The organism is Pseudomonas knackmussii B13, from assembly GCF_000689415.1.
Classification (GTDB): Bacteria; Pseudomonadota; Gammaproteobacteria; order Pseudomonadales; family Pseudomonadaceae; genus Pseudomonas; species Pseudomonas knackmussii.
Window position 1 is genome coordinate 863,701 of sequence record NZ_HG322950.1, and the last position, 21,905, is coordinate 885,605.

The following is a 21,905-nucleotide window of genomic DNA, read 5'->3' on the forward strand; positions in this document are numbered from 1 at the left end:
GCAACTGGATGGCCGTCGAATGACAGGGAACCGCCCTCAGGTATTTCGGTTACGCCTTGGCTGCTGGATATAGAAGTTGAGGGAGGCAGTCGTGGAACTTCAGTTGGATATGCCTCATTGGCTGGGTGATTGTGGGATCTCGAGTTAGTAGAGCCATCATCATTCCCGCCATCGTTGCCAGGCCGTTGGAGTTCCTGACGACTTCTATTGCTAGCGGAATGGGAAAACCTTCGGCGTGTCGCCGTAGAGGATGGAGGCCGCCATGAACGTACGAGTTCAGGGCTTTAAGCATCACTCGCTTGAAGTCCACGAGCTGAATAACAGCCATTTGCGGAGCACTTGGTGTGTTCTCCAGCTTCTTCAGCATGTCATCCAATCCAGGAAGGCTTTTCGCAGCTTGTTCAGTTTCCAGCGTAAGGGGCTGGCAGATCTTCTCCAGCTGGGCTTCGTTTGCGGCGTATTCAATCCAGATGCCTCTTACCAGCGCTTCGTACTGGAGACGCATGAGCGCTGTTGCCGAAACGGCGTTGCCTTGTGAGATCAGGGCTCGAAGGCCCGCTCCGTGCTCCAGCGAAAGCGTGCACATGTAGAAGCTGCTTTCCGAGCGGGAAGAGTCCTCCAGAACTGCATTGTTCAGATGCGCTTCGATTGCCCTGTGCAGTTCGCGCGAACGTGTCAGCACGTCATCCAGTTCGATGGTCATTCCATTGCCTCCGAGAAAGTGGCGGATTGGCTGATGTGTTTCTTGGCCCAGGCCAAAAGCAGAAGACCCGCTTGTGGTCGGCTGTTCAGTGCGTCCGAAGTACTGGTACTACGCTGAAAGCACTTTCTGACAAGGCGCTCTGCGAAGGCAAACAATTCCATGTGCGGCCGCTACGTCACCCCCGAAGAAGCGGAAATCGAGCGCTACTGGCATATCGGTTCGCGCAATGCCGGGCGCTGGATTCGCCGGGGCTTCAATGTGGCGCCGACCACCCTCGTGCCCATCCTGCGCGAGAGCGTGGGCGGGCAACTGGAGCTGCTGCCGGCCCGCTGGGGCCTGATCCCCTTCTGGTGGAAGGAAGAAACGCCGCCGCGCTTCTCCTTCAATGCCCGCAGCGAAGAAGCGGCCAGCAAGCCCATGTGGCGCCAGGCCCTGCACAGCACCCGCTGCCTGATGCCCGCCGTGGGCTGGTACGAGTGGAACGAACGCGAAAGCGTGCGCAACCCCGCCGGCCGCTTGGTACACCAGCCGTACTACATCCACCCCGCCGACGACGAACTGCTGGCCTTCGCCGGGCTCTGGTCGGTATGGCAGAGCCCGAGCGGGGAAGAAGTGTTGTCCTGCGCCATGCTGACCCGCGCCGCCACGCCCGCCCTCGAAGCCATCCACACCCGCATGCCAGTGGTACTCGGCCGCGAGCAGCAAGACGCCTGGCTGGCGCCGCAGCTGTCGCCGAAGGAGGTCGCGGCCCTTGTGGATAAAGCCGGGCCGGCGCTCGTGGGGCATCGGGTCAGCTTGTTGGTGAATAGGCAGGAGAACGACGGGGTGGAATTGATCGAGCCGCTGCCGGGCGACAAATAGCCGCCCATCCGGACTTCTTATTCCGTCTTTACTGAGGGGGCTTATAGCGTTAGCTTCGATGATGGCTAGGTGCCATGCATTGGATGCAACGAGGACTAAGGAATGTCTCGCCGCCGCAAAACCACTCCCATCGAAGCCCTCATCGAACTCGCGGCCCTGCTGCCGTGGTGGTTGGGGCTGATCCTGGCGCTGGCCGCCTACCTGCTGTTGCACAGCTACGCGACTGCTCCGGCTCCCGTCGCCCAAGACCTACACCAATTCGGCGAGCAGGCCGGCGGCATGGTTTTGCGCAGCTTCGCCATGGTCTTCCAATACATCGTCCCGTTCGCCCTGATCATTGGCGCAGCCGCCTCCTTCTTCGGCCGCCTAAAGCGCAAGAAGCTGGTCGCCGACGTGGCCAACGCCCGCGAATCCGGCCGCACCGTAGACGGCATCAGCTGGCGCGAATTCGAGCAACTAGTGGGCGAAGTCTTCCGCCGCAAGGGCTTCAGCGTCACGGAAACCGGCGGCAACGGCCCGGACGGCGGCGTCGATCTGGTCCTGCAAATGGGCAGCGACAAGTACCTGGTCCAGTGCAAGCAATGGAAGGCCATCAAGGTTGGCGTGACGGTGATCCGCGAGTTCTTTGGCGTGATGGCAGCGCAGGGGGCGGCGGGTGGATTTGTCGTGACTTCCGGCACTTATACCGAGGAGGCCAAGAATTTTGCGCAGGGGCGGAATATTCAGTTGGTGGATGGGGTTTTGCTCAAGCGGTGGATTGCTAATCGATCTACAACTGAACCCGCTGCTCCAGCAAATGACAAAACGGCCCCTACAGCCACCCTGCCAGCTGCTCCTCTTTGCCCCCTGTGCAGTGAGGTGATGACGATCAGAACGGCAAAGCGTGGATCAAATGTTGGCGGGACGTTCTGGGGTTGCTCGAAGTTTCCTGTGTGTCGGGGAGTAAGGGGGTATGAAGGGTAAAAATAAATCTGTCCCCTTTCTCAAAAGGGGAGCTTATGTGGGGATCGAGTTTCTTGGGGGCAGTTTCCTGCCTGCTGGGGAATGTGGAAGAGGTTTTTTAGTTGCTATTCAGCGAGCAATAAAGCGGGGTGCGAAGAGCGCTTTGTTGAAATTATTTGAGCGACACTGGTGACGGTTAAGCTTTATAGATGTTCTTGGCGAGGTTTTTGCCGTCAATGACCATTTTTAAATGTGTTTTGAATGATTTTGGCTATGTCTTGTCCCTTTATAATTATAATTGTTACCAGGAATGCTGTGAGTGCGCAGGTGATTTTTCCCCAGTTTTCACTGTATAAAACGCGCCAGTCGAGTAGTTTTGCTATTGGCTGGATTATTTCGGGGGAGATAGAGACAGACGCAATTATGCCAAATACTATTGTGAGTTTTTTGTTGTGCTTTTCTGAAGAGATTTTCTCTTTAAAATTGAGGAGTTGTTCAACGGTTAGAAATTTTTGCTCAAGATGCTTTATTGAGCTTTTAAGTTCTGGTTGATCCTGGACCGATTTAAAGAAGCTTGAAATTTCGCCTAGTCGTCGTGTTGATCTCAGTATTTGCTCTTCTAGTTGGTTTGCTCTGCTTCTTAAAGCGTAAAGATCCTGCGCTTTAGTTGTGTTGCTTAATTCATCTATCAAGTTTTCGTATGTAATGGCTAGGAGTTGTGCGGTTTCGTTCTTTATCTGGCAGTCAGCCACCAGGTTTTCAAAGGTAAATGACTCTGATGCCGAAATTGCTAAATGGGCATCTTTCGCAATTAGTACAGTCGTGCTGCTTTCTGAGTAAATGTGGTTGAAATCATCGAGTGGTCTTAGGTCGATAATTACATTTTCGTCGGTTTCAATGAAGTGCTTGCTATGGACCCTGGTTATAGTGCTCTGGATAAATGCTTTATGTGCCTCAAGATTTTCTCTTGAAGATGGCCGTTGGTCCGTGTGGGTCTCGATATATAGATTCGGTTTTCCTGTCCAAATACTGCTCCTGAATATTTTGCTTCTCCCAGGGTTTAACCAGTAGGATGGCAAGTGTCTGTCTTTTCTGTTTATTATATTTCCACAAATATCTAGGAAATTAAGGCAGAGGTCTGTGAGGCAAAAGTTAGATCCGGGTAGATGGAGTAGTTCAACGACTTCGTCACTTATTTCGCCAAGTTCAATTATTTCTTTTTCCTTTAGAATTTTCTCTCTTTGTCTGCTTGTAGGGATTATGCCAATGGCTTTCTTGAAGGGCGAAAAATTATCGTAATCAAGGTTTATGATTTCGCCTAGAAGACCTTCGCATCCCAGAACGGAATCTATGTCGATTTGGAATCTGTTTATTTCTTGGTGCAATATTTGCTCTGGTGCTTTGTTTTCAAAATCCCCTAGAGGTGCGAGCGTGATTTGGATGAGTCCATCGATGTATAAATTTATATATGGGAGAAAACCGTCGTAGCTTTCATTGCTCCCGGAATTCCTTATGTAAATGGGGTGGGAAAATATTCTGATATGCTCTCGAGGAAAACCAAAGTCTTGGCTGAATAGCTTTAGAGTTGATAGGTGAAGGTCCAGCGCAGTTTTAAAAGCTAATTTTGTTAGCGCTGATTTCTGGCTTTCGATGAATTTGTCGTGATTTCTAACATATATTCCATTTAGGGTGTTGTTGGTTGTTATTTTTAATTGGTCTTCCTGGGTCTTGGTTTTGTTTGTGTAAGTTATAATTCCGTCAGAGCTTAGCGAGAATGCGAATGCCTTTGATGTGACAAGATTTTTAGCTGCCTTCTTTAGTGGTTTGTTGATTTTAATTTTAGAAGAGTATGTGTACCAAGTGCGTCCGCTGTACTCATTCATAAATTTTCCCTGGCTGAGCTATTCCTTTTTTGCTTTATGTTCTTTCGCTGCTTTCTCTGAAAAGTTTGAAATTATTCTTCAAGTTTTTCATTGGAGTTGTCTTGGTTGGCCTCATCATATTCAGGATTAGTTTGGCCGCACTCCGGAGCGATCTTGCCAGTGACTAGCCACAGTGCGTACTGCGGAAATAGCTCCACCACAGCCTCTATCTCTGCATCTGTGATTCGAGCTTTTCCGTTTCTGACATTTCCCCACCGATAGCGATCAATTCCGGTTTGCTTCTCAAACCAGACACTTGTCCGTTCCTTGTTGAACAAGGTTATAAGGCGGTCTTTTATCATTCCCGGATAATCTACTTAGTAGATTGTACTTATGGACAATCTAGGCTTATGATTTATTACTTAGTAAATAATACTCAGTAAAAGTGCTTTTCATTATAGGTCAAAACCATGGAACAGTCTGGAGTAGTGGGGTTCACCGTCACCGGCGCGCCCGAAAAGATCACTGATTTCCGTACCGCGCCTTTCTGCACACAGATGGTGTTCGCACAAATGCTCGGCCTGGACGAGATCAGCGAGGACGTGGTGCGTGGCTGGGTGGAAACTCGCACGGTGCCATCGGTGAAGATCGGCCGGCGGCGTGTGATCAACCTGCACCGCATTCGCCGCGACCTGGAGCGGGGCAAGTCGATCTTCAGCCAGGGTGATTACGAGGATGAGTGAGGTGGACGATCGACCTGCGCCGATGCAGTTGGGGTTGTCCGGTTGGGCGTGTCGTTCGCATCCCTTTCTTTATAGAAACCACGGCAGCGGTTGCGTCGATACGTCGCGCCGCTGCGCCGGGGCGGCGACCGGGCTGAGCCTGCCGGACGAGGGCCGGGAAGGAGAGGGCGCATGACCCAGCTGAGCCCCTTGCCCGCTTTCCCCTTGTCCGAGGCGGAGCTGGAGGCGGCGGTCGGTGCCTTGATCGGCCGGTTGGTGCTGCTGCTGTCGCGCTTCGAGCTGAACCTCGACCTCTGCCTGGGCCGCCTGGCCGGTACGGGCGAGGCGGCGCTGCTGGGGCCGCTGGTCGAGCAACTGACGCTGAAGGCCAAGATGGATGCGCTGCGGGCGATGGTCGCCCGGCGCTGCGCCGACGATGACGCCTGCCTGCGCGAGTTCAACGCCTGGTATGGGCGCATGGATCGCATCCGCGCCCGGCGCAACGCCTTCATCCACGGCGGCTGGGCCTTCAACTACTTCAGCCAGGAAGTCAGCAACCTGGCCCCCGGCCTGCCCGGCGCCATCACCCGCAAGGAAACCCGCTACAGCCTGCCGGCCCTGGAAGAGGAAGTGGCCACGGCAGAAGCGGCGGCGCGGGAGTTTGGTGAGTTGCGCAGGCGGTGGGGGTTCTGAGGGATTGCTGATTCGTCGATGCAATGGTGCCGAGGCGGTTCGCGAGCAAGGACTGGGCGTCCCCCTCGATCCTACGAAGAGCAGCAACACCGCACGGCTCTTGCTCTTGGACTTCCAGAGAAACCTCCGCACGCGCCGAGCGCCCCTTCAGGAGGCCGAGCGAAACCCGCGCTGAGGAGGTTGAGCGACATGGATGTCGCGAGAGCCCCGCGGGCTACAGGGACGTACCCTCGGGGTGGGCCTCCGGTGCGGGGGAATTCGCGAGGGAAGCCCGGCTTCATCGGGCCCGTATGGCGGGGCAAGCCCTTTGGTTACTTTCTGGCGACTGAGAAAGTGACTCGCCCGAGGGGGCGAAACAAAGACTTTCCGAGCACACCGAAGCGGCGCAGAGATACCGAGGCCCGACGCCCATGCGAGCTTTTTTTGCCCAGCCGCTAGAGGGTGATGCAGAGAAGTGGTGCGCACCGGTTTCTGAGACGCATGGGGCCGCCCTGCGCTTGCCGCCGCTGGCAAAGGCAGAACGATCTCCCGTATGCTCTCAGTGATTTCAATGATTTCACTGGAGGCACACATGGCCAGCATCACCATTCGAAACCTGGACGAAGACCTCAAGGCCAAGCTCCGCGTGGTCGCCGCCAGCCACGGCCGTTCGATGGAGGAGGAGGTGCGGGTCATCCTCGCCAAGGCGCTTTCCAGGGAAGAGAAGCGCGAAGGTCTGGGTAGCCGGATTCATGCGCGCTTCGCGTCTATGGGCGGGGCCGATATCGAGATACCGGCTCGCACGACCAAGGCTCGTGCTGCGGACTTCGACGAATGATCCTGCTCGACACCAATGTTCTTTCGGAACTGATGCGAGCCAAGCCGGACCCAGCGGTGGTCGCCTGGATCGATGCGCAGCCTGTGAATGACTTGCACATCAGTGCCATCACCGTGGCAGAGATTCTCTACGGCATTGCCCGGATGCCCGATGGGAAGCGTAAGCAGGCCCTGCATGACTTGGCCCTCGTGATGTTCGAGGAAGACTTCGCCGGCAACATCCTGCCATTCGATACCGACGCCGCGGTGCACTACGCCGAGCTGGTAGCGGAGAGTGAGTCCAGGGGAAAAATCGCCGATATGGCGGACGGGCAGATTGCGGCAATTGCCCGGCTGCATGGCGCACAAATCGCTACGCGGAATGTCCGCCATTTCGAGCACTTCGGGGTTTCGCTGACAGATCCGTGGAAGGACTGACAATCAACCGGCAGGGAGGCTGGATGCCATGAAAATGGCTGCGCTGCTAGTGCTAGTGGGGATACCGATGTTTCTGGAGGCAATATCCACCTACAACTTTTGCCAGAAGGCGAGAGGTCGGCCGGTTAGGCGTTTCTTCTCCTGGATGGAGCGCCTGGCGATTGCGCTGTCCGCGCTGCTGATGGCCCTGATTCTCTACACGATGCTCTGAGGCTGCCAGGCAGCTGGCGGTCAGACCGTGTCTTCAACAGGCAAAAAGAAAAGGGGTTAGCTTTCGCTAACCCCTTTCTAGATATGGTGGCTACACCGGGACTTGAACCTGGGACATCAGCATTATGAATGCTGCGCTCTAACCGACTGAGCTATGTAGCCGAGTGGCGCGCATTTTCCGCATGTCGTTGGGGGATGTCAACCCCTGGCCTACGATAATTTTCTGATCTTTCAACCGTTTAGCGGGAAAGTGCCGATAGCGCTGGCCGATGGGGGCGTGCATCGGCTTGGCGTGCGCTTCGAGCTGGGGAGGGGAGGCGGCGTTGGCCGCCGGCGCTTGCCTTCTATTGCAGCTCGAACACTTCCATCAGTTCTTCCAGGAAGGCGCTCACCAGCTCGCCCGGCCGGGCGGAGCGGCGCATGGCGGCCTGGAAGTCGACTTCGTAGCGCAGCTGGTCGGGGTTCAGGGCGCGCAGTTGTTCCTGTTCGACGTGCTTGGTCGCGTAGTGCTGCGGCAGGAAGCCCAGGTGCTGGCCGGAGAGGATCAGCAGGGCGGCGCCGTCCATGCTGTCGGTGAGGGCGGTGAGGTTTTCCAGGGCGGTGGGGGCGGGCATTTCCGGCAGGGGGTGGCTGGGCCAGACCCATTCGTGTCCGGCCACGTCTTCGCTGTTCAGCCCGCCGGCTTGTGGGTAGAGCGGGTGGGCGGCGCCGCAGTAGGCGATCTGGGTTTCGCGGAACAGCGGCAGGTAGTCGATGGTGTCGAGGCGATGCCAGAAGTAGCCGATGGCGAGGTCGAGGTGGCCGTTGATGAGCTTTTCCTCGAGGAAGGTCGAGGACAGTTCGGTGAACTGGAAGTACAGGCCGCGGTGGCGGGCGCGCAGGCGGGCGATGGCCAGGGCGATGCGCTTGTTGGCCTGCGGGTCGATCTGCCCGAGCAGGCCGATGTTGAGGGTGCCGCCCAAGGTGCGGTTGATCTGCTGCACCTCGACACGGAAGCCTTCGGCGGCGGCCAGCAGGCGCCGCGCCGCGTCGACGAACTGGCTGCCCTTGGGCGTCAGGGCGAAGCCGGCGCGGCCGCGCTGGCAGAGGCGAAAGCCCAGGCGGGTTTCCAGCGAGGCCAGTTGCGCGCTGATGGTCGGCTGGGTGGTGTTTAGGGTGCCCTGGGCGGCGGAGATGCCGCCGGCCTCGACCACCGCGAGAAACACGCGGATCAGGCGGATATCCAGTTCCGATACGTTGCCCAGCATCGTTGACCTCGGGGCGACTCATATAGGTCGCGATCTATGTGAACAGTGGGTGGCCGGTATTTTATGACCCGCTGCCCGGGCCTAGATTTCGTCTTCGACGGCATCGGCTTGCGCAGGCAGGGACGCGGGAAGTGGCTGTCACCGGCGGCTCATGATAGGCCGCGGGCTCAGGCGGGCGCCATCGTCCGCCGCCACGAGCACCTTGCGCAACATAGATGGATTCGATGTTTAAGCAGCCGTATCGAACCCGCCACAAGAACAAGATCGCGCAGAGCAGGAGCGTCCCCATGTCTGGGTCCAGCCATTCCGCCCGCACCGCCGAAACCGGCGCCGGGCTGGCCATCGAAGGCCATTCCATCGACTACATCCCGGAGTCCGAGCGCCACGCCCGGCTCTCCAGCCAGGGGCCGTTCTGGTTCCTCGGCAACTTCCACTTCTTCACCATTTCCATCGGCTTCGTCGGGCCGAGCCTGGGGCTGTCCGCCCTGTGGACAACCCTCGCCGGCGCGCTGGGCATCATGTTCGGCACCTTGTTCATGGCCTTCCACGGCTCGCAGGGGCCGGAGATGGGCCTGCCGCAGATGATCCAGTCGCGCGCTCAGTTCGGTTATCGCGGGGTGGTGCTGGCGTTGCTGGCGACGCTCTTCGTGTTCGTCGGCTTCAACGTGGTGAACGTCTCGCTGATCATGGACGGCCTGCGCAACGTCTTCGGCCTCGAGCCGATCCCGGTGGCCTGCGCGGTGATCGCCGTGGGCGCGCTGCTGTCGATCTACGGCCACGACCTGATGCACAAGGCGTTCAAGTGGGCGCTGATGCTGACCCTGCCGCTCTACACGCTAGTGACGGTCGCGCTGATGTTCGGCGCCGGGCAGGCCGATGCGCCGGCCGCGCCGACGAGCCCCCTGGGCTTCAGCTGGGTCGCCTTCGCCACCCAGTTCGCCATCGCCGCGAGCTACAACATTTCCTACGCGCCTTATGTGTCGGACTACTCGCGCTACCTGCCCAAGCACACCAGTCGCGCCAAGCTGATCGCCGCTGTATTCCTCGGTGCTTCGCTGTCCGGTGCCTGGATGATCGGCCTGGGCGCCTGGCTGGCTCAGCTGCTGCAGGCGTCCGACGCCCTGGTGGCGCTGGACCGTGTGGGGTCCTCGCTGCTGCCGGGCCTCGGCCATGTGCTGGTGCTGGTTTCGGTGGCTGGCTTCCTGCCGGTGATCGCCCTCAATACCTATAGCGCCATGCTGACCCTGCTGACCGGCGTCGATTCGGTGCGCCGCATCAACCCCACGCCGCGTGCGCGGGTGCTGTCGATCCTGGTCATCACCCTGGTATTGCTGGGCTGCGTGCTGTCGATCCGCGGCAATGGCATTTCCATCCTCAACACCTTCCTGGTGCTGATGCTGTATTTCCTGGTGCCCTGGACCGCGGTGAACCTGGTGGACTACTTCGGCGTGCGCAAGGGCCGCTACGCGATCCCGCACTTCTTCACGCCCAAGGGCATCTACGGCGCCTGGCAGCTGCGCGGCATCGTCGCCTACGTGGTGGGCTTCGTCTGCATGGTCCCGTTCTTCTACATCTTCGATGCCGCCGCCGGTAAGGAAGTGTTCGTCGGCCCCGTGGCGCGGATGCTCGACGGCGTGGACATCGCCTGGCTGGTAGGCCTGCTGGTGTCGGGCCTGACCTACTACGTGCTCAGCCGCTCGCTGGACCTGGAAGCGGAGCGCCGCGTGGTCGACGCCATCAGCGAGCGCGACATCCTCGCCATGGCCCGCCAGGGCGGCGAGCAGCCTTGAATACGTCGGCAAAGGACCTATCCATGAGCGTTTCCAGACCTGTCACCGTAGCCTGCTGCCAGCTGGCACCCAGCGTTGGCGACCTGGCCCACAACCGCCGCCTCGGCGAGCGGGCCATCCGCGAGGCCGCGCTGCGCGGCGCGCAGGTGGTGGTGTTGCCGGAGCTGGCGCAGAGCGGCTACGTCTTCCATGACTTGGCCGAGGCGCTGGCGCTGTCCGAAACGCCGGAGGGCCCGACCCTCCAGCTGTGGCAGGCGCTGGCGCGGGAGCTGGAGATCGTCATCGTCGGTGGCTTCTGCGAGCGCCTGGACGACGAGCGCGTGGCCAACAGCGCAGCGCTGGTGGATGCCGGCGGCGTGCGGGCCATCTACCGCAAGGCGCACCTGTGGGATGGCGAGAACGCTATCTTCACCGCCGGCAGCGAGGCGCCGCCGGTAGTGGAGACGGCCTTCGGGCGGCTCGCGGTGATGATCTGCTACGACCTGGAATTCCCGGAGTGGGTGCGCTTGCCGGCCCTCGCGGGCGCCGAGCTGCTCTGCGCGCCGGTGAACTGGCCGTGGGGGCCGCGTCCAGCGCTGGAGCGCCCGGCGGAAGTGGTGCGGGTGCAGGCCAATGCGTCGATCAACCGCCTGTTCATCGCCGCCTGCGACCGTCACGGCAGCGAGCGCGGGGTGGAGTGGGTGCAGGGTTCGGTGATCGTCGATGCCGACGGTTATCCACAAGCCGGCCCGGAGGGAGAGGGCGGCGAGCAGCTCCTGCTGGCCACCCTGAACCTGGCGGAAGCGCGCAACAAACGCATCAGCCGCTACAACCACCTGCACCAGGACCGCCGGCCGAGCCTTTATGACGAAGGCGGATTGCTGGGCTAAGGCACCAGCACTGCCGCGCCCTGGAAGCGCCCGTGGCGCAGGTCGTCCAGGGCCTGGTTGGCCTGCTCCAGCGGGTAGCGATGGACCTCGGTGCGCACGCCCGCTTGGGCGGCGATCGGGAAGAAGTCGAGGCCGTCCTGGCGGGTGAGGTTGGCCACCGAGACGACTTCGCGCTCACCCCAGAGGATCGCGTAGGGGAAGCTCGGGATGTCGCTCATGTGGATGCCGGCGCAGACTACCCGGCCACCCTTGCGCACGGCGCGCAGCGCGGCGGGCACCAGTTCGCCAGCTGGGGCGTAGATGATCGCCGCATCCAATGGCTGCGGCGGTAACTGGTCGGAAGGGCCGGCCCAGGCGGCGCCCAGCGACCGGGCGAAGGCTTCGGCGGCGCGGTCACCGGGCCGGCTGAAGGCATAGACCTCGCGCCCTTGCCAGCGCGCCACCTGCAAAACGATATGCGCTGCCGCGCCGAAGCCGTACAGGCCGAGGCGCGGGGCGGCGCCCCCCTTGTCCAGCGATCGCCAGCCGATCAGCCCGGCGCAGAGCAGGGGAGCCAGGTCGGCGTCGTCTCCGGCATTCCCCAGGGCGAAGGTGTAGCGCGCGTCGGCTACCACGTATTCGGCGTAGCCGCCGGGCCGGGTGTAGCCGGTGAATTGCGGTGTGTCGCAGAGGTTTTCCCGCTCATGGGTGCAGTGCGAGCAGTGCCCGCAGGTATGCCCCAGCCAGGGCACGCCGACGCGCTGCCCGAGGGTGAAACCCTCAACGCCTGCGCCAAGGGCATCGACATGGCCGACGATCTCGTGCCCGGGAATGATCGGCAGCGGCGCCGGCGGCAGCTCGCCGTCGACCACATGCAGATCGGTCCGGCACACCCCGCATGCCGCCACGCGAACGCGCAGTTCGCCGGGGCCGGGTTGCGGCATCGGCAGCTCGCGCAGTTGCAGCGGCTGGCCGATCTGTTCGAGCAGCATGGCGCGCATGGGGCACCTCCGATTCAAGGAGCGTTCGGTTCAGCGTAGCGAGCGCCGGCCAGCGCAGGGTTGTCCGGCATCAATCCGCTGGTCTGGCCTGAAAGTGAGGGGCGCGGATGAGGCGTCATTCGATCACGACATAGGTATGCAGTCGCGTACGACCATCGCTTCCGACCCGGCGGTAGACCCCCTGGATCTCGTTTTCGAAGCCGGGAAACAGGTTGCCGGCCTCCTCGAACATGCGGAAATAGTCGAGCATCGGCTGGGCGCGCCCATCGTAGCGCTCGCCTGGCACGACCACGCCGATGCCCGGTGGATAGACCAGCGCCAGCGTCGCTGCGATGCGGCCCTGGATCTGGTCGATGGGCAGTAGCTCGACGTCGTTGCGCACGAGTGCGTGCATCGCTTCCTGCGGGAGCATTGCGGGCTCGGGGAAATGCTCCGCTTCGAACGGCTGGCGTTGCAGCCGGCTCACGTCCCATTGGCGGTAGAACGCGTGCATCTGAGCGCATAGGTCGCGCAGGCCCATGCCCGCATAGCGCTCGTGATGCGCGGCGACGAACGCGGGGAGCGCGTCGTCGAGCAGCGCGTTGTCGTCGTGCAACTGCTTGAAGCGCACGAGTGCGGAGAGCAACGTGCCTGCCTTCGATGATTCGAGCCCGGGCGTGAGCGGGAACAGGATGCTGTTCAGGTCGTTCTTCTCCGGCACGATCCGGCATTCGCGCAGGAATTGCGCGAGCACCGACGCAGGGATGCCGTGTTCGGCGTAGTTACCGGTCGCGCGGTCGAAGCCGGGCGTCAGCAGCGTCATCTTGTTCGGATCGGTCATCGCGTAGCCGGGCGCCAGCGTGCCGAAGCCGTGCCAGGTTTCGCCTGGCGCCAGTTCCCAGTAGCGCGGGTCTGACGCGAGTTCGTCGGTGGGCACGTCCTCCCAGCGCCGCAGCGCACCCGCTGCGCCGGGCGCTGCAGGCGCGAGCGTCGGCACGAACGGCTCGAAGAACCAGCGGCGTGCCGGGTCGGTCTGCATCGCCTCGTACTCGTCGCGCAGCGCCCGGATCTTCTTGCGCAGTTCGATGCCCAGGCGAATCGTGTCGTCCCACAGCACCTCGCCGGAGCGTCCGCGCATCATCTGCGCCCCGACGTCGAGCGAGGCGAAGAGCGGATAGAAAGGCGACGTCGAGGCGTGCTGCAGGAACATCTCGTTGAAGCGCCGGTGGCTGACCTGGCGGCGCTGGCCGTCGAGGTGGGCGTCCTTCACGTGGATCTGCGAGGCCTGCGAGAAGCCGGCCAGCTGCTTGTGCGTCGATTGCGTCGCGATGAGGCCGGGGGCGCTGGCGTCCAGCCCTTCGACGCCCATCGCGAAGCGTCCGCGATAGATCGGGTGAAACTTCATGAAGCCGGCCCATGCCTCGTCGAAGAGCATGTATTCGCATAGCGGGCCGAGCTTTTCGACGAGTTGCTGCGCGCTGTAGATCGTGCCGTCGTAGGTGCATTGCTCGATGACTGCCACGCGGAACGGTTTCTCCTTTCGCCATGCCTCCGGGTCTTTCACGAGGGGATGGCTGCGGATCGCTTCGCGTATACGCGTCTCATCGAGTGCCGAGTAGTCGATCGGACCGATGAGCCCGTGCGCGTTGCGCGTGGTCGGCAGATACACCGGGAGGCCGCCGCCGAGCAGCAGCGCGCCGTGGTGTGCGGCCTTGTGGTTGTTGCGGTCGAACAGCACCAGGTCACCCGGCGCGACGAGCGCGGTCAGCGCGATCTTGTTCGAGGTGGACGTGCCATTGAGCACGAAGTAGGTCCTCTCGGCGCCGAAGATGCGCGCGGCTGCCTGCTGCGCGGCCAGCGCCGGCCCTTCGTGCACGAGCAGGTCGCCGAGCTCGATCACCGAGTTGTCGAGGTCGTTGCGGAACACCGCTTCGCCGAAATGCTTGACGAAGGCTCGGCCGACCGGGCTCTTCTGGTAGAAGACGCCACCGTTGTGACCGGGGCAGGTCCACATCTGGTTCGCTTCGTCCGCGTAGTCGACCATGGCGCCGAAGAACGGTGTCTTCAGCGACTCGGCATAGTTGCGCAGGTGGCTCGCGAGATTGCGTGCGACGAACGCCGGGGTGTCTTCCTCGATGAACACGTAGCCGCTCACCTGCCCGAGCACCTGCACCGGGATTTCGTCGAGCCGGTGGCGCTCCGCGAGGATGAAGATCGGCACCTCGAGGCCGCGCTCGCGCACGAACTGCACGAACGCCTCGACTTCGTTCTCCGGCTCCGACATCGACCACTCGACGACGATGCAGCCGATCGCCGCATCCGCGCGTACCGCCGAGCAGGCATCGGCGGGGGGGTCCGTGAAAGAGACGCCATAGCCGAGGCGGATCAGTTCGTCGGCGACCTGGCCGAGCCGGGTCGAGGAAAAGCTGCGCGGCTCGCTGGTCGAGCTGCACAACAGGAAGTCGAACATTCGATCGAAAGACATGACGCATCCCCGGCATGAAGTGGAGCGGGGCCGGCAAGGTCTGTCGGGCGCCCGCGGGGACTACCGTTCAATCAACGGGCACCATGCCTTTCGCGAACTGCACGAGCACGGAACGAGCCCGGCCACCGCCGCGCGCTCGCCGGCGATGCTGTGTGTCTTCAGATAGCTAAGCACCGGTCCGACGGCGGTACCCGCGTTTTCGTCGGGGCCCGGAGCGGGACGGTTCTGCTGCGAAAGGCCGAAGACCCTGTGGCCGACAGGCGGCAAAAGAAAACCCCCTTGAGGCGGCTGCGCTCAAGGGGGTTCGGGTGCGGCTGGATCCGAGGGGACTTGCCGAGGCTTAGACGTTGAAGCGGAAGTGCATCACGTCGCCGTCCTTGACGATGTAGTCCTTGCCTTCCAGGCGCCATTTGCCGGCTTCCTTGGCACCCTGTTCGCCCTTGAACTGGATGAAGTCGTCGTAGGCGACCACTTCGGCGCGGATGAAGCCTTTTTCGAAGTCGGTGTGGATCACGGCCGCGGCTTGCGGGGCGGTGGCGCCGATGCGGACGGTCCAGGCGCGGACTTCCTTCACGCCAGCGGTGAAGTAGGTCTGCAGGTTGAGCAGCTCGTAACCTGCGCGGATCACGCGGTTCAGGCCCGGCTCTTCCATGCCCATGGTCTCGAGGAACATCTGCTTCTCTTCGTCGTCGTCGAGTTCGGCGATTTCCGCTTCGATCTTGTTGCACACCGGCACGACCACGGCGCCTTCCTCGGCAGCGATGGCGCGCACGGCGTCGAGGTGCGGGTTGTTCTCGAAGCCTTCCTCGGCGACGTTGGCGATGTACATCACCGGCTTGCTGGTCAGCAGGTGGAAGCCGCGCACCAGGCGCTTCTCTTCGTCACCCATGTCCTTGAGCAGGCTGCGCGCAGGCTTGCCGGCGGTGAAGTGGGCGATGAGTTTTTCCAGCAGGGCTTTCTGCGCCACTGCTTCCTTGTCGCCGCCCTTGGCGTTGCGCGCGACCTTCTGCAGTTGCTTCTCGCAGCTGTCGAGGTCGGCGAAGATCAGTTCGAGGTCGATGATCTCGATGTCGCGCTTGGGGTCGACGCTGTTGCTGACGTGGATGACGTTGTCGTCCTCGAAGCAGCGCACCACGTGGGCGATGGCGTCGGTCTCGCGGATGTTGGCGAGGAACTTGTTGCCCAGGCCTTCACCCTTGGAGGCACCTGCCACCAGGCCGGCGATGTCGACGAACTCCATGGTCGTCGGGATCACGCGCTCGGGCTTGACGATCTCGGCCAGGGCGTCGAGGCGTGCGTCGGGCATCGGCACGATGCCGCTGTTCGGCTCGATGGTGCAGAAGGGGAAGTTCTCCGCCGCGATACCCGATTTGGTCAGGGCGTTGAACAGGGTGGATTTGCCGACGTTGGGCAAGCCGACGATGCCGCAGTTGAAGCCCATGTGGTGTACCTCTGGGGAGACGGGTCAGGCCTTCGGGCTGTGCAGCTTCTGCATCGCGCGCGTCCAGTCGCCTGCGAGCATTTCCGGCAGCACGCCGAGGGCGGAATCGATGCTGGCGTCGAGCAGGTCCTGTTCGCTGCGCGGGGCGCGGCCGAGGACGAAGCCGGAAACCAGGCTGCTGTGCCCCGGATGGCCGATGCCAAGCCGCAGGCGGTGGAAACCGTTCTGGTTGCCGAGCTGGGCGATGATGTCGCGCAGCCCGTTGTGCCCGCCGTGCCCGCCGCCCTTCTTGAGCTTGGCGGTGCCCGGAGGCATGTCGAGTTCGTCGTGGGCCACCAGGATGGCTTCGACCGGGATGCGGAAGAACCCGGCGAGCGCCGCTACGGCCTGGCCGCTGCGGTTCATGTAGGTGGTGGGGATGAGCAGACGAACGTCGCGGCCCTGGTGGCTGAACTTGCCGACCAGGCCGAAGTACTTCTTGTCGAGGCTCAGGCTGACGCGTTCGCGGTCGGCCAGGCGCTCAACGAAAAGGGCCCCCGCGTTATGCCGGGTCTGTTCGTATTCCGGGCCTGGGTTACCCAGGCCAACGATCAGTTGCACGGCAGTCACGACGGGGGCCCTTTCCTTAGGAGGCAGAGGCTCGCGAGTTATTACTCGGCGGCGCCTTCGCCTTCTTCTTTAACTACGCGGGAAGCGTGGATGTTGGCAACGGCCAGGTCATTGCCATGAGCCAGCTGAACCAGTTCCACGCCTTTCGGCAGCTTGAGGTCGGACAGGTGAACGATCTGACCGACTTCGACTTTCGCCAGGTCGACTTCGATGAATTCCGGCAGGTCTTTCGGCAGGCAGGAAACTTCGACTTCGGAGATGACGTGCGAAACTTCGCCGCCGCCTTGCTTGACGCCAACTGCGGTTTCTTCGTTCAGGAAGTGCAGCGGAACGTGAGCGGTCAGCTTGTGGTCGGCAACGACGCGCAGGAAGTCAGCGTGCATGACGTAGCCTTTGGCCGGGTGGCGCTGCAGGGCTTTGATCAGCACGGTTTCCTTGGCGCCGTCGACGCTGAGGGCGATCACGTGGCTGAAGGCAGCCTCGTTTTCCAGCAGCTTGGCTACTTCGCGCAGTTCCAGGGTCACGGAAGCCGGGGCTTTGTCGCCACCGTAGATGACCGCAGGAACCAGGCCGGCATTACGACGCAGGCGGCGGCTCGCACCTTTCCCCAGGTCGGAACGCGCTTGGGCATTCAGTACAAAATCAACCATTTCTAAATCTCCAGAATGACAAGATCGCCCGAGCGCTTGCGACCAGCGTTCGGGCGATTCTTCAATTGCTCCGCCGGGGCGGAGCGCTTTCGTCAGGCCAGGTTCGTCGAGGGTTTCCTCAACGGAACATGGCGCTGATCGATTCTTCGTTGCTGATCCGGCGCATGGCTTCGGCGACAACCGGAGCGATGTCCAGTTGGCGGATGCGGCCACAGGCCTGGGCAGCGGCGGACAGCGGGATGGTGTTGGTCACCACCAGCTCGTCCAGCACGGAATTCTCGATGTTCTCGATGGCACGGCCGGACAGCACCGGGTGGGTGCAGTAGGCGATGACCTTGGCGGCGCCGTGCTCTTTCAGAGCCTTGGCGGCGTGGCCGAGGGTGCCAGCGGTATCGACCATGTCGTCGACCAGTACGCAGGTACGGCCTTCGACATCACCGATGATGTGCATGACTTCGGACTGGTTGGCCTTCGGACGACGCTTGTCGATGATGGCCAGGTCGACGCCCAGGGACTTGGCGACGGCGCGAGCACGCACCACGCCACCGATGTCCGGGGAGACGATCATCAGGTTCTCGAAGCGCTGGTCTTCGATGTCGTCGACCAGTACGGGCGAGCCGTAGATGTTGTCGACGGGGATATCGAAGAAGCCCTGGATCTGGTCGGCGTGCAGGTCGACGGTCAGGACGCGGTTGACGCCCACGACGGTCAGCATGTCGGCGACGACTTTGGCGCTGATAGCCACGCGAGCGGAACGCGGACGGCGGTCCTGGCGGGCATAGCCGAAGTACGGGATCACGGCGGTGATACGAGTGGCCGAGGAGCGGCGGAAGGCGTCAGCCATCACGACCAGTTCCATCAGGTTGTCGTTGGTCGGTGCGCAGGTAGGCTGGATCAGGAAGACGTCCTTGCCGCGCACGTTCTCGTTGATTTCGACGCTGATTTCGCCGTCGGAGAACTTGCCGACCGAAACGTCACCGAGGGGGATGTGGAGCTGGCGCACGACACGGCGGGCCAGGTCGGGGTTGGCGTTCCCCGTGAAAACCATCATCTTGGACACGCGCAGTACCTACCGGGTGAGGGTGGACCTGATGAATCAAAAAGCTGCTCAAAGGCCAAAGCTTTTGAGCAGCTTTTCAGGGTATATGGCAGGGGCGGCTGGATTCGAACCAACGCATGGCAGGATCAAAACCTGCTGCCTTACCGCTTGGCGACGCCCCTGTATCGTACAACCGAATGCTCTGCATCCCTTCTCAGGCCAGCTCCTTAAGCTTGCGGTGCAACATCGAGATATTGCGCCCTTGGGCTACGAAACTTGGCAGAGTGGCCGGAAGTTGGCGGCGAACTTTATCAGCATCGCCCTGGTTTGGGAAGCTCCCAAACACACAAGCTCCGGTTCCGGTCAATCTGGCTGACGTAAATTTGTTCAGCAAGATCAAAGCGTTACGAACCTCTGGGTAACGCTTCTCGACGACCGGCTGGCAGTCGTTATGACCGTCCACCCCGAGAAGGCTGCGAACTTTAATGGGCGGCGTATCGCGTGTCAACTCGGGGTCGGTGAAAACTTCTGCTGTGCTGACAAAGACTTGCGGAACCGCCACGAGGAACCATGGCTCTTCGAGCTCGACCGGCGTGAGCTTCTCGCCCACGCCTTCGGCGAAGGCCGCGCGGCCGCGGACGAACACCGGCACGTCGGCGCCAAGGGTCAGGCCCAGGGCGGCCAGGCGGTCTTCGTCCCAGCCCAGCTGCCAGAGGTGGTTGAGGCCGACCAGGGTGGTGGCCGCGTCGGAGCTGCCGCCGCCGATGCCGCCGCCCATGGGCAGGCGCTTGTCCAGCCAGATGTCGACGCCCAGGCGGCAGCCGGATTGCTCCTGCAGCTTGCGCGCGGCGCGGACGATCAGGTTGCTGTCGTGGGGGACGCCGGGGATCTCGGTGCGCAGGACGATCTGGCCGTCCTCGCGCGGGGCGAAGTGCAGCTCGTCGCCGTGGTCGAGGAACTGGAACAGCGTCTGCAGCTCGTGATAGCCGTCGGGGCGGCGGCCGAGGATGTGCAGGAACAGGTTGAGCTTGGCCGGGGCCGGCAGGGTCAGGCGCGCTTGCATGTCATCAATGCGCCTGGCCGAGCAGGCGCGGTTGCCAGCTCTTGATCACCAGGGTGACGTCGAGGTCTTGGCCGTGCAGCTTCAGGCGCTCGGGCAGCCAGTAGCCGTCCTGCTGCGCGTAGCTGCTGTATTCGACGTTCCAGCCGTCCTGTTCCAGGCGGGCCAGGTGGCTGTCGCCATCGAGGGTCAGGCGGCTCTTGCTGTCCGGGGCGGGCAGGCCACGCACCCACCAGAGCAGGTGCGATACCGGCAGGCGCCAGCCGAGTTGCTGTTCGAGCAGCGCTTCGGGGGATTCGGCCTGGTAGCGGCCTTGGCCGGCGACCTCCAGGGTCACTGCGCCTTCACGCCCGGTCAGGCGTGCGGCGCCGCGGCCCAGCGGGCCGGACAGGCGAATGTCGTAATAGCCCTGGCGTTGCAGCCAGAACAGTGTGCCGCTGCCGGAATCCTTCGGTGCGCGGATGCCGACCTTGCCGTCTATCTGCCAGCCGTCGAGGGCGGCGACGCGCTCCTTGTGGGCTTTCCAAGTGGTGGCGTTGCCCTGGCCTTCGAGGGATTCGTGGGAGGTGAGGCCGGCGCAACCGGCCAGCATCAGCAGGGCGGCGGCGCCGAGGAGGTGAATCAGACGCATGGGAATCTCAGGGGGTCTTGGAGCCGGTCAGGCGTTGCATGGTGTCGCGCAGTACCGAGCTGTCGGGCTGGTTCTGCAGGGCGGTGGACCACACTTTGCGAGCCTCGCTCTGCTTGCCGCGGGCCCAGAGCACTTCGCCCAGGTGGGCGGCGACTTCGTGGTCGGGGAATTTCTCCAGGGCCTGGCGCAGGTAGCCTTCGGCCTGGTCGAGATGGCCCAGTCGATAGTTGACCCAGCCCAGGCTGTCGAGGATCGCCGGATCGTCCGGGCTCAGCTTGTGGGCCTTCAGGATCAGGTCGAGGGCCTCGTCGTAGCGCGTGGTGCGGTCGGCCAGGGTGTAGCCGAGAGCGTTCAGCGCCATGGCGTTGTCCGGTTCGCGCTGGATGATGAAGCGCAGGTCCTTCTCCATCTGCACCAGGTCGTTGCGCCGCTCCGAGAGCATGGAGCGGGTATAGAGCAGGTTCAGGTCGTCGGGGAACTGCTTGGTGGCCTGCTCGATCACGCCCCAGGCGCGGTCGACCTGGTTGCGATTGGACAGGCCCTCGGCCTCGATCAGGTACAGCTGGATGGCGTAGTCGGGCTGGCGCGCGCGGGCTTCGGCGAGGCGCCGGGAGGCTTCGTCGAGGCGCCCGTCTTCCATCAGGATTTCGCTCTGGCGCAGCTGCGCCGGGAGGAAGTCGTTGCTCGGGCCGACCTGGGCGTATTCCTTGAGTGCGGTTTGCGGGTCCTTCTCTTCCTCGGCGAGGCGGCCGAGGTTGAAGTGCGCGGCGTCGGTATGGCTGTCGCGGTCGATCAGTTCGCGCAGGTAGACCTTGGCTTCGCTCCAGGCATGCGCCTCGAGGCAGACCAGGGCCAGGGAGAAACGCAGGTCATCGTCGTCGGGGAACTGCTGGACCAGCGCGGAGAACTCGGCCTTGGCGTCGTCCAGGCGGTTCTGCTCGACCAGCAGGCGCGCATAGGCAAGGCGCACGCGCTTGTCGTCCGGGTGTTCCTTGATGCCGTCTTTCAGGAGCGGCAGGGCCTCGTCGCTGCGCTTCATGCTCTGCAGCAGGCGTGCGCGCAGCAGCAGCGGGGCCACTTCATGACGGCTGGCCGGCTTGCTTTCCAGCAGGTTCAGGGCCTCTTGCGGGCGGCCGTCCTGCTGCAAAAGCAGGGCTTTGCCGAACAGCAGCTGGCCGTTGTCCGGGTACTTCTTCAGCAGGCGGTCGAAGCTCTGCAGCAGGCCGGCGCGGGTGTCCGGGTCGGTTTCGGCGGCGGACAGGGCAAGGAAGTCGAAGTGGGTGTCGCCCTGGCCGTTGAGGACCTTCTCCATGTACACCATGGATTCGTCATATTTGCCGGTACGGGCCAGTTGCAGGGCGGCAGCGCGCTGGGCGTCGAGGTCGTCGGGCGCGGCCTTGGCCCAGATCAGCGAGGTTTCCAGGGCTTCCTGGTCGGCGCCGAGGTATTCGGAGATGCGGAAGGCGCGTTCGGCCACGCCTGGGTCCTGGGTCTCCTTCGCCTGGTCGACGTAGTTGGCCAGGGCGATGTCGAAGCGGTTGCGCTGGCCGGCGATCTCCGCCACCAGCAGCGAATAAAGGGTGTCTTCGCTGAAGGAGCCGTACTTGCGGTTCTTCTCCGCGCTGGCCGCGCTCTCTTTGGTCGGGGCGGGGGCTGGTGCCTTGTGCAGCATGGATTGGCAGCCGCCGAGCAGCAGCAAGGCAGTCAGCAGCGCTAGGGATTTGTTCATAGACGAAAGAGATGAACCTGACCGGCGGGGTGGGCCCCATCATGACATAAGCCAATCGGCAAGCCCATGGGGTGGGGGCCGCCCAACCCAGCATAGACGCACAGATCGGCCGCTTGCATTGCGGTGGTTGTCCTCCTTTCGTCGACGTAGGACAATTGCGGGCTTCCCGA

22 protein-coding genes and 2 tRNA genes are annotated in these 21,905 nt (G+C 62.2%); 9 read left to right on the top strand and 15 right to left on the bottom strand.

The features are described 5' to 3' along the window. Window positions 1–49: 49 nt before the first annotated feature. Complete coding sequence (locus PKB_RS04150) at window positions 50–703, bottom strand: DUF6988 family protein (protein ID WP_043249241.1); 654 nt, start codon at window positions 701–703, stop codon at window positions 50–52. Window positions 704–862: 159 nt separating this feature from the next. On the opposite strand from PKB_RS04150, the gene PKB_RS04155 reads away from it, so the two are divergent. Together PKB_RS04155 and PKB_RS04160 are read left to right on the top strand one after the other, a co-directional pair. After that, window positions 863–1,564: an SOS response-associated peptidase gene (locus PKB_RS04155; RefSeq protein ID WP_043249243.1), complete on the top strand. Its 702-nt coding sequence runs from the start codon at window positions 863–865 to the stop codon at window positions 1,562–1,564. A 102-nt stretch (window positions 1,565–1,666) separates the two neighbouring features. Continuing rightward, window positions 1,667–2,527: a restriction endonuclease gene (locus tag PKB_RS04160; RefSeq protein WP_043249244.1), complete on the top strand. Its 861-nt coding sequence runs from the start codon at window positions 1,667–1,669 to the stop codon at window positions 2,525–2,527. Window positions 2,528–2,739: 212 nt separating this feature from the next. Here PKB_RS04160 and PKB_RS29515 read toward each other — a convergent pair whose 3' ends face one another. Both PKB_RS29515 and PKB_RS28940 read right to left on the bottom strand, forming a co-directional pair. Further along, window positions 2,740–4,389 carry a hypothetical protein gene (locus PKB_RS29515; RefSeq protein WP_156957983.1) on the bottom strand — a complete coding sequence of 550 codons (1,650 nt, stop codon included), beginning with the start codon at window positions 4,387–4,389 and terminating at the stop codon, window positions 2,740–2,742. A gap of 71 nt (window positions 4,390–4,460) precedes the next feature. Further along, window positions 4,461–4,706: a DNA-binding protein gene (locus tag PKB_RS28940; RefSeq protein ID WP_339325539.1), complete on the bottom strand. Its 246-nt coding sequence runs from the start codon at window positions 4,704–4,706 to the stop codon at window positions 4,461–4,463. Window positions 4,707–4,838: 132 nt separating this feature from the next. Between PKB_RS28940 and PKB_RS04165 the strand changes: the two genes are divergently transcribed. From PKB_RS04165 to PKB_RS04185, 5 genes are all read left to right on the top strand, one after another. Then, window positions 4,839–5,111 carry a MerR family transcriptional regulator gene (locus tag PKB_RS04165; protein ID WP_043249246.1) on the top strand — a complete coding sequence of 91 codons (273 nt, stop codon included), beginning with the start codon at window positions 4,839–4,841 and terminating at the stop codon, window positions 5,109–5,111. Window positions 5,112–5,282: 171 nt separating this feature from the next. Continuing rightward, window positions 5,283–5,783: a hypothetical protein gene (locus tag PKB_RS04170; protein WP_043249248.1), complete on the top strand. Its 501-nt coding sequence runs from the start codon at window positions 5,283–5,285 to the stop codon at window positions 5,781–5,783. A gap of 571 nt (window positions 5,784–6,354) precedes the next feature. After that, entirely contained in the window at window positions 6,355–6,600 is a 246-nt protein-coding gene (locus tag PKB_RS04175) for a FitA-like ribbon-helix-helix domain-containing protein (RefSeq protein WP_043256908.1), read from the top strand. After that, entirely contained in the window at window positions 6,597–7,016 is a 420-nt protein-coding gene (locus tag PKB_RS04180; RefSeq protein WP_043249250.1) for a type II toxin-antitoxin system VapC family toxin, read from the top strand. The genes PKB_RS04175 and PKB_RS04180 overlap by 4 nt, the downstream gene beginning before the upstream one ends. Before the next feature lie 28 nt (window positions 7,017–7,044). Then, window positions 7,045–7,227, top strand: a complete 183-nt coding sequence (locus tag PKB_RS04185; protein ID WP_043249252.1) for a hypothetical protein — start codon at window positions 7,045–7,047, stop codon at window positions 7,225–7,227. A gap of 84 nt (window positions 7,228–7,311) precedes the next feature. Here PKB_RS04185 and PKB_RS04190 read toward each other — a convergent pair. Continuing rightward, window positions 7,312–7,388, bottom strand: a tRNA-Met gene (locus PKB_RS04190). A gap of 182 nt (window positions 7,389–7,570) precedes the next feature. Beyond that, window positions 7,571–8,473, bottom strand: a complete 903-nt coding sequence (locus PKB_RS04195; protein WP_043249254.1) for a LysR family transcriptional regulator — start codon at window positions 8,471–8,473, stop codon at window positions 7,571–7,573. 287 nt (window positions 8,474–8,760) lie between these two features. Between PKB_RS04195 and PKB_RS04200 the strand changes: the two genes are divergently transcribed. Both PKB_RS04200 and PKB_RS04205 read left to right on the top strand, forming a co-directional pair. After that, complete coding sequence (locus tag PKB_RS04200) at window positions 8,761–10,263, top strand: purine-cytosine permease family protein (protein ID WP_043249256.1); 1,503 nt, start codon at window positions 8,761–8,763, stop codon at window positions 10,261–10,263. 23 nt (window positions 10,264–10,286) lie between these two features. Then, window positions 10,287–11,132 carry a nitrilase family protein gene (locus tag PKB_RS04205; protein WP_043249258.1) on the top strand — a complete coding sequence of 282 codons (846 nt, stop codon included), beginning with the start codon at window positions 10,287–10,289 and terminating at the stop codon, window positions 11,130–11,132. Here PKB_RS04205 and PKB_RS04210 read toward each other — a convergent pair. The 10 genes from PKB_RS04210 to PKB_RS04255 all read right to left on the bottom strand — a co-directional run bounded on the left by PKB_RS04210 (window position 11,129) and on the right by PKB_RS04255 (window position 21,735). Continuing rightward, window positions 11,129–12,112, bottom strand: a complete 984-nt coding sequence (locus PKB_RS04210) for a zinc-dependent alcohol dehydrogenase family protein (RefSeq protein WP_043249260.1) — start codon at window positions 12,110–12,112, stop codon at window positions 11,129–11,131. The genes PKB_RS04205 and PKB_RS04210 overlap by 4 nt on opposite strands. Before the next feature lie 115 nt (window positions 12,113–12,227). Continuing rightward, complete coding sequence (locus PKB_RS04215) at window positions 12,228–14,576, bottom strand: Orn/Lys/Arg family decarboxylase (protein ID WP_043249262.1); 2,349 nt, start codon at window positions 14,574–14,576, stop codon at window positions 12,228–12,230. Between the two features lie 340 nt (window positions 14,577–14,916). Beyond that, window positions 14,917–16,017: a redox-regulated ATPase YchF gene (gene ychF / locus PKB_RS04220; RefSeq protein ID WP_043249264.1), complete on the bottom strand. Its 1,101-nt coding sequence runs from the start codon at window positions 16,015–16,017 to the stop codon at window positions 14,917–14,919. 24 nt (window positions 16,018–16,041) lie between these two features. Beyond that, window positions 16,042–16,626, bottom strand: coding sequence for an aminoacyl-tRNA hydrolase (gene pth / locus PKB_RS04225; protein ID WP_043249265.1), 585 nt, complete (start codon window positions 16,624–16,626; stop codon window positions 16,042–16,044). Window positions 16,627–16,667: 41 nt separating this feature from the next. Beyond that, complete coding sequence (locus PKB_RS04230; protein ID WP_043249268.1) at window positions 16,668–17,276, bottom strand: 50S ribosomal protein L25/general stress protein Ctc; 609 nt, start codon at window positions 17,274–17,276, stop codon at window positions 16,668–16,670. A gap of 118 nt (window positions 17,277–17,394) precedes the next feature. Next, complete coding sequence (locus PKB_RS04235) at window positions 17,395–18,336, bottom strand: ribose-phosphate pyrophosphokinase (protein WP_015478849.1); 942 nt, start codon at window positions 18,334–18,336, stop codon at window positions 17,395–17,397. A gap of 86 nt (window positions 18,337–18,422) precedes the next feature. Continuing rightward, window positions 18,423–18,497: transfer RNA gene (locus tag PKB_RS04240), tRNA-Gln, on the bottom strand. 32 nt (window positions 18,498–18,529) lie between these two features. Next, window positions 18,530–19,378 carry a 4-(cytidine 5'-diphospho)-2-C-methyl-D-erythritol kinase gene (gene ispE, locus PKB_RS04245; protein WP_043249270.1) on the bottom strand — a complete coding sequence of 283 codons (849 nt, stop codon included), beginning with the start codon at window positions 19,376–19,378 and terminating at the stop codon, window positions 18,530–18,532. A gap of 4 nt (window positions 19,379–19,382) precedes the next feature. Further along, the gene (lolB, locus tag PKB_RS04250; RefSeq protein WP_043249272.1) at window positions 19,383–20,006 is read right to left on the bottom strand and encodes a lipoprotein insertase outer membrane protein LolB; all 624 of its coding nucleotides are present in this window, start codon (window positions 20,004–20,006) and stop codon (window positions 19,383–19,385) included. Window positions 20,007–20,013: 7 nt separating this feature from the next. Beyond that, complete coding sequence (locus PKB_RS04255) at window positions 20,014–21,735, bottom strand: tetratricopeptide repeat protein (RefSeq protein ID WP_043249279.1); 1,722 nt, start codon at window positions 21,733–21,735, stop codon at window positions 20,014–20,016. Between the last annotated feature and the right edge of the window lie 170 nt (window positions 21,736–21,905).